The 12,426-nt window shown below is 64.6% G+C and carries 12 protein-coding genes; 11 read left to right on the top strand and 1 reads right to left on the bottom strand.

The genetic code is table 11. The features are described 5' to 3' along the window. Nucleotides 1-11: 11 nt before the first annotated feature. On the bottom strand, nucleotides 12-1,178 hold the full coding sequence (locus tag HYG81_RS21825) for a cystathionine gamma-synthase (RefSeq protein ID WP_180841797.1): 1,167 nt from the start codon (nucleotides 1,176-1,178) through the stop codon (nucleotides 12-14). 282 nt (nucleotides 1,179-1,460) lie between these two features. Between HYG81_RS21825 and HYG81_RS21820 the strand changes: the two genes are divergently transcribed. From HYG81_RS21820 to HYG81_RS21770, 11 genes are all read left to right on the top strand, one after another. Next, nucleotides 1,461-1,769, top strand: a complete 309-nt coding sequence (locus tag HYG81_RS21820; protein WP_180841796.1) for a 50S ribosomal protein L21e — start codon at nucleotides 1,461-1,463, stop codon at nucleotides 1,767-1,769. A gap of 6 nt (nucleotides 1,770-1,775) precedes the next feature. Then, nucleotides 1,776-2,132 (top strand): RNA polymerase Rpb4 family protein, encoded by a 357-nt coding sequence (locus HYG81_RS21815; protein ID WP_180841795.1) that lies wholly within the window; start codon nucleotides 1,776-1,778, stop codon nucleotides 2,130-2,132. 106 nt (nucleotides 2,133-2,238) lie between these two features. Continuing rightward, entirely contained in the window at nucleotides 2,239-2,835 is a 597-nt protein-coding gene (locus HYG81_RS21810) for a DUF655 domain-containing protein (protein WP_180841794.1), read from the top strand. Between the two features lie 163 nt (nucleotides 2,836-2,998). Continuing rightward, nucleotides 2,999-3,442: a hypothetical protein gene (locus HYG81_RS21805; RefSeq protein WP_180841793.1), complete on the top strand. Its 444-nt coding sequence runs from the start codon at nucleotides 2,999-3,001 to the stop codon at nucleotides 3,440-3,442. A gap of 129 nt (nucleotides 3,443-3,571) precedes the next feature. Beyond that, nucleotides 3,572-4,411 carry a 16S ribosomal RNA methyltransferase A gene (locus HYG81_RS21800; RefSeq protein WP_180841792.1) on the top strand — a complete coding sequence of 280 codons (840 nt, stop codon included), beginning with the start codon at nucleotides 3,572-3,574 and terminating at the stop codon, nucleotides 4,409-4,411. Nucleotides 4,412-4,531: 120 nt separating this feature from the next. Continuing rightward, complete coding sequence (locus HYG81_RS21795) at nucleotides 4,532-5,689, top strand: mechanosensitive ion channel family protein (RefSeq protein ID WP_180841791.1); 1,158 nt, start codon at nucleotides 4,532-4,534, stop codon at nucleotides 5,687-5,689. Then, nucleotides 5,690-6,262, top strand: coding sequence for a HemK2/MTQ2 family protein methyltransferase (locus tag HYG81_RS21790; protein ID WP_180841790.1), 573 nt, complete (start codon nucleotides 5,690-5,692; stop codon nucleotides 6,260-6,262). Nucleotides 6,263-6,508: 246 nt separating this feature from the next. After that, the gene (locus HYG81_RS21785; protein WP_180841789.1) at nucleotides 6,509-7,513 is read left to right on the top strand and encodes a 5-methyltetrahydropteroyltriglutamate--homocysteine methyltransferase; all 1,005 of its coding nucleotides are present in this window, start codon (nucleotides 6,509-6,511) and stop codon (nucleotides 7,511-7,513) included. Then, a complete protein-coding gene (locus HYG81_RS21780; protein WP_180841788.1) occupies nucleotides 7,510-8,583 on the top strand; it encodes a methionine synthase in 1,074 nt (357 codons plus the stop codon). Before HYG81_RS21785 ends, HYG81_RS21780 begins: the two co-directional genes overlap by 4 nt. A gap of 287 nt (nucleotides 8,584-8,870) precedes the next feature. Next, entirely contained in the window at nucleotides 8,871-9,488 is a 618-nt protein-coding gene (locus tag HYG81_RS21775; RefSeq protein ID WP_180841787.1) for a nitroreductase family protein, read from the top strand. A 402-nt stretch (nucleotides 9,489-9,890) separates the two neighbouring features. Next, entirely contained in the window at nucleotides 9,891-12,389 is a 2,499-nt protein-coding gene (locus HYG81_RS21770) for a glycoside hydrolase family 3 protein (protein WP_180842954.1), read from the top strand. Nucleotides 12,390-12,426: the final 37 nt, after the last annotated feature.

Here is a 12,426-nt window from a genome sequence, read left to right as displayed (position 1 = left end):
GCGTCTGTGGCTCAGTCGAGAGCCGCGTCGATCGCTCCCTCGAGGTCCGCGATCAGGTCGTCGACGTGCTCGATCCCGACGCTGACGCGGATCAGGCTATCCGAGAGCCCGGCCTCGATGCGCTCTTCACGGGGAATCGCGGCGTGCGTCATCGGTGCGGGCTGTTCGATCAGGCTCTCGACGCCCCCGAGACTCTCCGCGAGCGTGAAGACCTCGGTGTTCGAGACGACGTCGCCGGCTTCCTCAAGGCTCGCGTCGAGTTCGAAGCTCAGCATGCCGCCGAAATCATCCATCTGTTCGGCGGCGATCTCGTGTCCGGGGTGGGACTCGAGACCGGGGTAGTAAACCTGGTCGACGGCGGAATGGTCGTCGAGCCACGTCGCGATCGCGCGGGCGTTCTCGCAGTGGCGGTCCATCCGAACGGGCAGCGTCTTGGTGCCCCGGAGGACGAGGAACGACTCGAAGGGGCCGGGCGTCGCGCCGACCGAGTTCTGGTAGAAGCCCAGTCGCTCGTCCAGTTCCTCGTCGTTGGTCAGTAGCGCGCCGCCGACGACGTCGGAGTGGCCGCCCAGATACTTGGTGAGGGAGTGGGAGACGATATCGGCGCCGAGATCCAACGGCCGCTGGAGGTACGGCGTCGCGAACGTGTTGTCGATCGCACACAGCGCGTCGCGAGCGTGGGCGATCTCGGCCGCCCCCTCGATGTCGACGATCGACATGAGCGGGTTCGTCGGCGTCTCGAGCCACAGCAGTTCCGTCTCGTCCCGGAACGCCGCCTCGATCTCGTCGAGATCGGTCATATCGACGAACGAAAACTCGAGGTCGTAGTCCTCGTACACCTGCGTGAAGATGCGGTGCGTGCCGCCGTAGACGTCGTTGCCGGTGACGACGTGGTCGCCGGCCTCGAGCAGGTTCAGGACGGTGTTGATCGAGGCCATCCCGCTGGCGAACGCGCGGCCGTAGTCGGCGTTCTCCAGACTCGCGAGGTTCGCCTCGAGGTCAGTCCGGGTCGGATTCCCGGTGCGGGAGTACTCGTAGCCGCGGTGTTCACCGGGCGCGTCCTGCTCGTAGGTCGAGTTGGCGTGGATTGGGGTCATCAGCGCGCCGGTCTCCGGGTCGGCTTCCTGGCCGGCGTGAATCGAGCGAGTCTCGATCCGGCGGTCTGCATCTTCGTCCATACTCGTATGAGTGCCGCGCGGCCGGATCACTGTTGGGGACGACATCGGGCGGTCGCTGTCGGCGGAACAGAGTCGTACCGCGCGAGCAGAGCGAGCGCGGCCTTTTTTTGGTGGCAAGCGAGACGCTCCGCGTCTCGCGGCACGTGCGAACGCAAAGCGTTCGCAAGACAGATTTTTTGACGGGGTTCGAGGTCAGCTATGCTGACCGAGGACCCCGTGAAAAAAGGTGCGTGGGAATACGTGTGTTTTATAACCGTCACCGGACAAAGCGGTCGTACGACTATGCCGAAATCTAATGGCCCTCGTCAGGGAACCCGGAAGAAGCTCGCGAACAGTCCTCGAGATCGCGGTACGTCGCCGCCACAGCGTGCGATTCAGGAGTACGAAGAGGGGGAGAAAGTCCACCTGAAGATCGACCCGAGCGTTGCGGACGGTCGCTACCACCCGCGGTTCGACGGTCGAACCGGCGAAGTCATCGGTAAACAGGGCAGCGCCTTCAAGGTCCAGATCGTTGACGGCGATAAGGAGAAGACGCTGCTCGTCACCGCGGCCCACATGCGCGCACAGAACCAGGAAAAGAACCGGATCTGATCAGGGATGACGATCTTCAAAGAGATCGTCGACGAGGAGTTCCTGACGGTCTCGGAGACGAAGGAGCTGCTCGCCGACATCGAAGCCGAACGCGCGATGGACGAGGATCGCGAGCTGCGCTACGAGCTCGCGCGAGCGATCGAACACGCCAACCGGTTTGCGGTTCTGGAGCCCGAGGAGGCCCAGGCACTCGTTGACGACCTGCAGGCGCTCGAGAAGGTCGACGAAGCGACGGCCTACAAGATCGCGAACCTCCTGCCCCACGACCGGGACGAACTCCGGTCGGTGTACGCAAAGCAGCGGTACTCGCTGTCCGGAGAGGAACTCGACGAGATTCTCAACGTCGTCGCGCAGTACGCCTGAGGCGATCGACGAGTTCGAGGGACCGAATCGGCGAGCTCGGTGCTGCCGTCCGACCGTCCGAGAGCGAGCCGACTCTTTAAGTACGCCGTCGCCGTACCAGAACCTAATGAGCGAAGCCGAGAGCGACGAGACGGACGTTCGGCGCGCGGTCGTGTTGGATTACCTCGCACACGGGCTGTCTGACGACGGCCGACCGCAGTACGCGAAGTCACCGGCAGGCTACGCTGTCGGCATCGAGGACTTCCAGCTCTATCAGGTCGCGTTCGACGAAGACGAGCGGCTCACGATCGGCAGCGAGGTCGTCGTCGAACCGCCGGCCGAACAGGACGTCGTCACCGAGTGCCACCGCGTCGAGTACGAAGACCTCTCGTCGGGTGCCCAGTCGGAACTCGAGTACGTCGTCCAGGATCTCGTCGAGGAGAACGAAGAGCGGTTCGTCGATTTCTACAACGACGCCCAACCGATCACGCTGCGACTCCACCAGCTGAACCTGCTGCCGGGGATCGGGAAGAAACTCCGCAACGGCATCCTCGACGAGCGAAAACGCAAGCCCTTCGAGAGCTTCGAGGAGCTGTCCGAGCGCGTCTCCGGGCTGCACGACCCCGATCAGATCCTCGTCGACCGGATTCTCGAGGAACTGCGCGACGACGACCTGAAGTACCAGACGTTCGTGGGTCGGCGCGAACAGGAACAGAACCAGTGAGGGCCACCCCGTCGCGACCGGCGAGGACTCCTGACGGCGACCGGTATCCGTCACAGCCGACAGTCACTTCTCCGCAGCGTTTCCCCGCCCGAGCGACCGAAGCGATCAAACGAGACTGTTTCGATAATAGCGTTTATATTACTGACGCGTTTCCGTCGATTCAATGGCGTTATCCCGACGAACGTGTCTTGCACTCGGCGGAGGGGGCGGTCTCGCGGCGCTTTCGGGCTGTCTCGACTTCGATTCGGAGACGCCCCAACTGTCACTGACGCTGCTGAACTTCGACTCGGAGCGACACGAGATCGACGTCGAGGTGTTCCGCGCGGACGCCGAAGAGTACACTGATGCGGTCGTCTTGCAAGAGCGGTACGAACTCTCGCGGCCGCCCGAGGACGCCGTTGCGTCGGAACGGACCGACGACGACGCGCTCGAGAGCGACGCGTACGTCGTCGATGTCACCGTTTCGACGGCGCCGGCGGTGAGCGAGACGTATCACTTCTATCCAGCGCTGGCGGACGACGACGACCGCACTGATAGGCTCTTCATCGAACTTCATACCGATCCGAACAGCGGCGATCGCTATATCGAGTTTCAGCAAAATCACTGACTCGCTGCCGTCTCTAAGCGACGCCCTCGAAATGCCCGTGACGGAGTCGGTCTGGGGCAGAATCGCTCGAGGGTCGTAACGAAACTGAGAGACGGTGCGTTTACACCCGCCGGCGCGCAAACGCAGTCAATGAGAGACCCAGACGGACTGATCGCCCGGGCGGGCGTCCGCGGCGATCCGGACCGTGACCAGCACTTTCTCGTGGACGATCGAGTGCTGGATCGGCTGCCGACCTACCTCACTGAAATCGACGCCGACACGAGCCACCTGCTCGAGATCGGCGGCGGAACGGGCGCGCTGACCGACCGGTTGCTCGCGGTCGCCGACGAGGTGACGGTCGTCGAGCGGGACCGCAAACTCGCCCAGTTCTTGCGCGAGGAGTTCGCCGACGAGATCGACGCCGGCGAGTTGACCGTCGTTCAGGGCGACGCCCTCGAGGTCGACCTCCCCGAGTTTACGGCATCGGTCTCGAACCTGCCCTACGGCGTCTCGAGCGAGATTGCCTTCCGACTGTTTCCGGAAACGAAGCCGCTGGTCCTGATGTTCCAACAGGAGTTCGCCGAGCGGATGGTCGCCGAGCCCGACACGTCGGAGTACGGTCGGCTCTCGGTCTCGAGCCAGCACTACGCGGATATCGAACTCGTCGAGTCGATTCCGAAGGAGGCGTTCTCGCCGCCGCCGGCGGTCCAGAGCGCGGTGGTTCGAGCGATCCCGCGGGAACCCGATTACGAAGTCGAGGACGAGGAGTTCTTCCTGCGATTCGTGAAGGCGCTGTTCACCCAGCGCCGGAAGACGATCCGGAACGCGATCCGGAACACGGCCCACATCTCCGGGCTCGAGGAGCCGGAGGCGGTCGTCGACGCGGCAGACGAGGACGTGCTCCGGAAGCGGGCCGGCGCGATGGCACCGGCGGAGTTCGCCGCGCTGGCGCAACTCGCGCGGGACGTCGGAGCGCCGGCCGACGACTGATCTCGGTCGACGAGCGCTCGAGATGCGTGGCCACCATGATTCGCGTTGAACTACTGAACGGAACGAACCAATCAACGGATACTCAAAGCTGCACGGACGACAGGACCGCGAGACGAACGCATGCTCGAATTACTGACGGAGCTCGACTGGCTATCGGACGCAATTCCGACGAACGAGCTCAAACTCGCGGTGTCTCTCGCGGCGGTCGGGGCTGTGATCGCCGTCCTTCTCTCCTACCGACGGCTCCACGCGTGGCTCTGCGAGCGGGCGAGGCCGCTGTACGCAGATATCGTGTCGATGTCGCTGCTCATCGGCAGCTGCCTCGTGAGCATCGCCGTCATGACCGGGGTCTGGGGCCGCACGGCCGAGATTCAACGGCTCTATTCGAATCTCGGGTTAGGGAGCGACACCGTGGCACGTGCACTCTTCTCGTTTCTCCTGCTCGTCGTCACGGTCATCGTCACCCGGTTCGTCGCCAGACTGATCGAGGAGGTCTTCAACTCGTCGACGGCCGTGACGGCCCACCAGCGCAAGGTCACGCACCGGCTCTCGCAGGTGATCATCTGGTCCGTTTCGATCGTGGTCGTCTTGGGTATCTGGATCGATGACCTCGGCAGCCTGCTCGTCGGGGCCGGCTTCCTCGGGATCGTCCTCGGAATGGCCGCCCGGCAGACGCTCGGGACGGTGCTCTCCGGGTTCGTCCTGATGTTCGCCCGTCCCTTCGAGATCGGCGACTGGGTCGCGGTCGAGGACGACGAAGGGATCGTCACTGACATCTCGATCGTCAACACCCAGCTCCGCTCATTCGACGGCGAGTACATCATGATCCCCAACGACGTCATCGCCTCGAGCACGGTGACCAACCGCTCGAAGCGGGGTCGCCTGCGACTCGAGGTCGAGGTCGGCGTCGACTACGAAACCGACGTAGACCGGGCCGCTGACCTCGCGGAAGCGGCGATCGACGAGGTCGAGGAGGCGCTCGCCGCACCGTCGCCACAGGTCGTCGGCAAGTCGTTCGGCGATTCCGCCGTCGTGTTCGGGGTCCGCTTCTGGATCGACAAACCGAGCGCCAGACGATACTGGCGGGCCCGAACCGCCGCGATCAGCGCCATTAAGGGATCCTTCGAAGACGACGGCATCAAGATCCCGTTCCCGCAGCGTGAACTGTCCGGGCGGGCCGAGACCAGCGGCTTCCGGATCGCCGACGAGGCGACGGCGACCGAAACTGCCGACAAAGAACCGCGAGAACACCACCTGACGAAACCGGAGGAAAAATAGATGGGACTCGAGGAGAGACGCGACGAGGAACCGGACGTCTACCAGCCCGCCGAGGACTCACACCTGCTGGCCGAGGCGGCCTGCGAGCGCCTCGAGGCGAGCGATCTCGTACTCGAGGTCGGTACCGGGTCGGGCTACATCGCCGGACAGATCGCCGACGTGACGGGCGCTCGCGTGATCGCGTCGGATCTGAACCCACACGCCGTGCGGCAGGCCCGAGCGGAGGGTGTCGAGACGGTGCAGGCGGATCTCGTCTCACCGTTTCGAGACGCGACGTTCGACGCAGTCGCTTTCAACCCGCCGTATCTGCCGACCGATCCCGAAAACGAGTGGGACGACTGGATGGAACGCGCGCTGTCGGGCGGCGAGGACGGACGGGCCGTCATCGATCCGTTCCTCGAGGCGGTCGGTCGCGTACTCGCGCCCGATGGGTGCGTCTACCTGCTCGTCAGTAGCCTGACGGGGGTCGACGAGGTCGTCGAAGAAGCCGGCGAACACGGGTTCAGCGCGGTCGCCGTCGCCGACGAGTCGTTCCCCTTCGAGACGCTGACCGTCCTCGAATTGCTTCGGTGATTGCTGTCAACCCAATGGGCGGTACCCGACACGTTGTGACTCGATGATCGGCGTGTCCCGCCGATCGATGTCGAGACACTTCGTTCCGAATCGGTAATCTCGAAACCGAAGCTTCTCGGCCTATGTCGACTGTTCACACGGGTCTCGAATCGACCCCTCAAGACGGGCGAAACCCACAAAAATTACTCCGGTGTATTAGCAAGGATGGAAAATATTAAGCGTCGGCATAGCCTAGTCGGGGCTACGATGACTGAGTACGTTTCGACCACGCCGGGGCTGTATCCGCTCCCGGACTGGGCGAAAGACGACCTCTCGGATCTGAAGGGGCACCAGAAACACGACCTCATCAGCGGCGACGAAGGTGAGGAGATTACCGCGGCCTACGAGAAAGCCCGCGAAGACGTGATCGAGGTCCAGCGAGACGCCGGTCTCGACCGCATCGTCGAGGGCCAACTGCGCTGGGACGACATGCTCGCCCACCCGCTGGCCGTCGCCGACGCCGTCGAAACTCACGGGATCGTCCGCTACTACGACAACAACAACTTCTATCGAGAGCCCGTCGTTCAGGACGATCTCGAGCCCACGGGCGATATCGCCTCGGAGCTCGAGGCGACCGCCGAGCTGACCGACGGCGACAACCTGCAGGCCGTCCTCCCCGGTCCGTACTCGCTGGCCGATCTCGCAACCGACGAGCACTACGGCGACGAGGCCGAGTTCCTCGGCGCGATCGCCGAGTTCCTCGAGGGCGAGGTCGACGCCTTCCCGGACCACGAGACGCTGTTCCTGCTCGAGCCCTCGCTGGTCGAGAACGCGCCGGCGGACGGCCAGGACGAGCGCGCGAGCGAGGCGATCGATCGGGTCGCGAGCGCGACCGACGCCGACGTCGTCGTCCAGCCCTACTGGGGCGCGCTCGAGGAGAAGGTCTACGCGCACCTGCTCGACGCGGACATCGACGCGGTCGGCTTCGACTTCGTCGCGAATCGGGACGACAATATCTACAACCTACAGGAGTACGGCGCGACCGACGACGTCGCGCTCGGCCTCGCGGACGGCCAGAACACCCTCGTCGAGGACCCCGAAGCGATCCGCGACCGAGTCGAGTGGGTCGACGACCAGCTCGGCGTCACCGACTTCGAGACGGTCTACCTGACGACGAACACGGAAACGTTCTACCTGCCCTACGGCAAGTACGTCGAGAAACTCGAAGTCCTCGCGGAAGCCGCGGACCTCGCGGAGGTGAAAGCAGCATGACGAACGAGAACAAAAATCAGTTCCGACAGCCCGATCACGAGCACGACCACTTCCTGCTGACGACCGTCGTCGGCTCCTATCCCAAGCCCAAGTGGCTCAACCGCGCGAAGGAGCTCTACAAGGACGAGGATCACGGCTTCGACGAGGACGACTATCAGGAAGCGAAGGACGACGCGGCTCGTCTCATCACGAACGAACACGAACGCGCCGGCCTCGACGTCGTCGTCGACGGCGAGATGCGGCGCAACGAGATGGTCGAGTTCTTCGCCCACCGGATCGAGGGCTACGAGTTCAACGGCCCCGTCAAGGTCTGGGGACACAACTACTTCGACAAGCCCAGCGTCGTCAGCGAGGTCGAGTACGAGGACAGCTGGCTCGTCGACGAGTACGAGTTCACCGCGGCCGCCAGCGACCGGCCGGTCAAGGTCCCGATCACGGGCCCCTACACCCTCGCCAACTGGTCCTTTAACGAGGCCTACGAGGACGACGACGAACTCACCCTCGAGCTGGCCGACCTCGTCAACGAGGAGATCGAGAAGCTCGTCGACGCCGGCGCGCGCTACATCCAGATCGACGAGCCCGCCCTCGCGACCACGCCGGACGACCACGCCATCGTCGGCGAGGCCCTCGAGCACATCGTCGCGGACATTCCCGAAGAGGTCCGCATCGGCCTCCACGTCTGTTACGGCGACTACTCCCGGATCTACCCCGAGATCCTCGAGTTCCCGGTCGACGAGTTCGACCTCGAGCTCGCGAACGGCGACTACGAGCAACTGGACGTCTTCAAGGATCCCGAATTCTCCAAGGATCTCGCGCTCGGTGTCTGCGACGCTCACGTCGCCGAAGTCGAGTCGGTCGAGCAGATCGAGGAAAACATCAAGAAAGGCCTCGAGGTCGTTCCGCCGGAACAGCTGGTCGTCTCGCCGGACTGCGGCGTGAAGCTGCTCCCTCGAGAGGTCGCCTACGGGAAGATGGCGAACATGGTCGAGGCGGCCCGGAACGTCGAGGCGGGCCTCGACGCGGGCGAGATCGACGTCGAGCCCGGTGCGCCGACCCCGGCCGACGACTGATTCGGTTCACCGAAACGCCACGCATCCGTTTTCTCTCGTCCGGTTGTCTCTCCTCGAGTTCCGTTTCGATCTGTTGCCACCGCGTGAACGGTGAGGCTTTGCGCCTAGTCCTCCCGTAACCCTCGCTTTGCGACACCGAGCTGACGCGGTCGTTTGGGAAACTATCACACACACACATTACACCGGTAGACACTGTTGAACCGGTAGACACAACCACGACACAGGTGTTACCTGGTAACTCTTTTGTCCAATAACGTATACGTACGTCGAGCCCCGACTACGGATCAATGGCAGAGTCTCTCCAGAACCGTCACGAACTCCGCGACGACGTCGCCGAACACCGCGCTGCCGAGTACGATATCGATCCGCTGTTCGTCAATCGCTGGTCGCCGCGCGCGATGACCGGCGAGCCGCTCGACGAGGAGGAGTACCTCCCGCTGTTCGAGGCCGCCCGCTGGGCCCCCTCCGCGTTCAACAATCAGCACTGGCGGTTCCTGTACGCGAGTCGCGAGGACGACGAGTGGGACACCTTCGTCGACCTCCTGAGCGACGCGAATCAGGCGTGGGCGACCGACGCCGCCGTGCTCGCGGTCATCGTCTCGAAAACGACGTTCGACCACAACGGCGAACCGGCTCCCGTCCACTCTTTCGACACCGGCGCGGCCTGGGAGAACCTCGCGCTCGAGGGTGCGCGCCGCGATCTGGCCGTCCACGGAATGGCCGGTTTCGATTACGAGCGCGCGGCCGAGGAACTCGACGTTCCCGACGAGTTCGAGGTCGAAGCGATGGTCGCGATCGGTGAACGTGCACCGCCCGAAGCGCTTCCAGAGGAACTGCAGGAACGCGAACAGCCGAGCGACCGCAAACCGCTCGCGGAGATCGTCCACCGCGGCGGCTTCGAGTAGGCCGCGCGTCGCGTTCTCGGTCCCCGATCGGAACCGGTTCGTCCCCGCACGACTCGACTGTTTTTCGTCCAGACCGAACGGACGATACGTGGGTCCGATAGCGAGGGATACACGCCGGGAAGCCGGCACCCGTACCGACGATTGTGTGCGTCAGCGATGAACCGGTCGATCCCTCGATTCCGCCCGTCGAAATTCATCGGGACCGAAACGCTCGTTCGAGACGTTCGTCTTCGGCGAGTTCGACCCCTCGTTCTTTCTGTCCTGGCCCTCCGCTACGGCCTCCGTCCGATGATTACGGAGAAAATATTTATTACATATTGAGTTGTTATATGCTGGCGTATGTCAGGCGACCGACCATCGAAACACGAATCGGAAGCGATCGACGAATCACGGCGAACGTTCATGAAGACGACCGGTGCGGCGACGGCGGCGTCCGCGGTCGGCGTCGGTGCGGGTACCGCCGCGGCCGATCGAACCGGTACGGATCTCGACGACGTGATCGACGAGTTGTCCCTCGAGCAGAAGGTAGGCCAGATGACGCAGGTTGCGATCGATGATCTCGGCGAGGGGTTCGGTCCCGAGACCGTGTTCAACGATCACGACGACGTAGAGACGCTCGGCGAGTTGTTCACGGAGCTTCACGTCGGGTCGATCCTCAACGGCGGGGCGACGGGACCGACGTTCGACGGCGAGGAGTTCGTCGCGGGGCTCAACCGGCTCCAGCGGTATACGGTCGAGAATACGGCCGCTGGGATTCCGTTCATCTGGGGCTGTGACGCGCTCCACGGGAACACGCTGCTCGACGGCTGTACGAGCTTCCCACAGCGGCTCAATATGGGCGCGACCCGAGACATCGACCTGGTCGAGGCGGCGGCGACCCACACCGGGAACGAGGTCGCCGCGATGGGGGGTCACTGGACCTTCGGACCGACGGTCGACGTGCTGCGAGACATGCGCTGGGGCCGGTACTTCGAGGGCCACAGCGAGGACGCGATGCTGCTGGGCGAACTGGGGAAGGCGCGAGCCCGCGGGTTCGAGCGGAACGGTCGCGTCGCGGCGACGGTCAAACACTTCGCCGGGTACGGGACGCCCAACACCGGAAAGGACCGCGCCCACGCTCGCACGTCGATGCGAGACCTCCGCACCAGACAGCTCCCAGCCTACGAGCGAGCGCTTGAGGAGGCCGAGACGGTGATGGTCAACAGCGGGGCGGTCAACGGAAAGCCCGCCCACGCCTCGCAGTGGCTGCTGACGCAGGTGCTGCGAGAGCGCTTCGAGTTCGACGGCGTCGTCCTCACCGACTGGGACGACTTCAAGCGGATGATCTCGAACCACGAGTACCGTCCCGACACGGACGAGGGGTGGCGCGAGGCCGTCAGGCAGGGACTCGAGGCCGGGATCGACATGCACATGTGCGGCGGGGAGACGGCGCCGACGGAGTTCATCGAGACGACGATCGATCTCGTCGAGAGCGGCGAGCTCTCGGAGGACCGCATCGACGAGTCGGTCCGTCGCATCCTCGAGCTCAAGCGCGACCTCGGACTGTTCGACCGGCCCACCGTTCCCGAGGACGAGATCGGCGGTCTCGTCGGCGGTGCGCAGGACGTCTCCGAGCGACTCGCCAAGGAGTCGCTGGTCCTGCTGGAAAACGAAGCGGACGCGCTCCCGCTCGAGGGGTCCGAGGACGTGTTGCTGACCGGGCCCGGAGTCGAGGCGGGAACGCCCAACCGGTTCCTGATGCAACACGGCGGCTGGACGCTCGGCTGGCAGGGGATCGAGGACGGCGCCCTGACCGAGGACGGGCCGCGACCGCGTCAGAACACCGTCGCGGGCGAACTGTCGGACCGACTCGGAGACCAACTTGTGCACGTTCCGACAGAGTTCGAGGCCGCGCCCTACGAGAGCATCTACGAGAACTTCGACAACGGGTTCTTCGACGTGACCGACGAGCAGGAGGCGGCGATCGTCGACGCCGCCGGTGCGGCCGATGCCGTCGTCGTCGTGCTCGGCGAGGGGCCGCACAACGAGGGGTTCGGCGACCGCGACAAGATGCGCTTCCCCGAGGCACAGCGGGACCTCGTGAAACTGGTCGACGAGACGGCCGACGACGACGTCCCGCTCGTCGGCGTGATCATCGCCGGGAGCCCGCGCGGGACTGCGGAAACGTTCGACCGCCTCGACGCCGTCCTGTTCGCCGGCCAGCCCGGTAGCGACACCGGCGTCGCCGTCGCCGACGCACTCTTCGGCGACTACAACCCGTCGGGACGGCTCCCGTTCACCTGGGAAGCCAACGTCGGTCACGTCCCCCTCTTCTACGACGACTACCCGCCGCGCCAGTCCGTCGGCGCGGAGAGCGGGACGGTCCAGTACGAGTTCGGGCACGGGCTCTCCTACACCGACTGGGAGTACTCGGATCTCTTGCTCTCGCGGGACACCGTCGGCAACCCCGCTCGAAACCCGCCCGTCACGGCCCGAGTGACGGTCGAGAACACCGGCGAACGGGCCGGCGAGCACATCGTCGAGGTGTACAACACCGAGTCCTACGGGTCGGTGCTCCAGCCCCACCGCCGGCTGATGGGCTTCGAGCGAGTCGCGCTCGGACCCGGCGAGTCCGCGACCGTCGAGATCGAACTCGACCTCGCGACGCTCGAGGTCGTTCCCGGCGACGTGCCCGGAAACCGGGCCAAGGTGGTCGAGGCCGGCGAGTACGAACTCTCGGTCGGCGGCGAGTCGACGACGCTGACAGTCAAGAACACAGCGTCGGTCACCGACCCCGAACCGGCACCCGGTCGGTACGACATCGACAACGATGGCAGCGAGGGTTTCGAGGACGTCATGGAACTCTACCGCCGACTCAAGCGACGCGGCGATGTCGGGAAGCGGTCTCCTCCGCACAGGTAACTCGCCCGCACGGCCGTCGTCGTTTCTCGAGCGAGTC

The sequence above is a fragment of the Natrinema zhouii genome, assembly GCF_013456555.2.
In the GTDB taxonomy this organism is placed as follows: Archaea; Halobacteriota; Halobacteria; order Halobacteriales; family Natrialbaceae; genus Natrinema; species Natrinema zhouii.
This window is presented reverse-complemented; position numbering and strand designations above follow the sequence as displayed.

Coding starts and splice junctions, on each gene's coding strand:
- HYG81_RS21825 (WP_180841797.1), bottom strand. CDS start 1,178: ATGGACGAAGATGCAGACCGCCGGATCGAGACTCGCTCGATTCACGCC.
- HYG81_RS21780 (WP_180841788.1), top strand. CDS start 7,510: ATGACGAACGAGAACAAAAATCAGTTCCGACAGCCCGATCACGAGCAC.
- HYG81_RS21810 (WP_180841794.1), top strand. CDS start 2,239: ATGAGCGAAGCCGAGAGCGACGAGACGGACGTTCGGCGCGCGGTCGTG.
- HYG81_RS21795 (WP_180841791.1), top strand. CDS start 4,532: ATGCTCGAATTACTGACGGAGCTCGACTGGCTATCGGACGCAATTCCG.
- HYG81_RS21815 (WP_180841795.1), top strand. CDS start 1,776: ATGACGATCTTCAAAGAGATCGTCGACGAGGAGTTCCTGACGGTCTCG.
- HYG81_RS21785 (WP_180841789.1), top strand. CDS start 6,509: ATGACTGAGTACGTTTCGACCACGCCGGGGCTGTATCCGCTCCCGGAC.
- HYG81_RS21770 (WP_180842954.1), top strand. CDS start 9,891: ATGAAGACGACCGGTGCGGCGACGGCGGCGTCCGCGGTCGGCGTCGGT.
- HYG81_RS21790 (WP_180841790.1), top strand. CDS start 5,690: ATGGGACTCGAGGAGAGACGCGACGAGGAACCGGACGTCTACCAGCCC.
- HYG81_RS21800 (WP_180841792.1), top strand. CDS start 3,572: ATGAGAGACCCAGACGGACTGATCGCCCGGGCGGGCGTCCGCGGCGAT.
- HYG81_RS21775 (WP_180841787.1), top strand. CDS start 8,871: ATGGCAGAGTCTCTCCAGAACCGTCACGAACTCCGCGACGACGTCGCC.
- HYG81_RS21820 (WP_180841796.1), top strand. CDS start 1,461: ATGCCGAAATCTAATGGCCCTCGTCAGGGAACCCGGAAGAAGCTCGCG.
- HYG81_RS21805 (WP_180841793.1), top strand. CDS start 2,999: ATGGCGTTATCCCGACGAACGTGTCTTGCACTCGGCGGAGGGGGCGGT.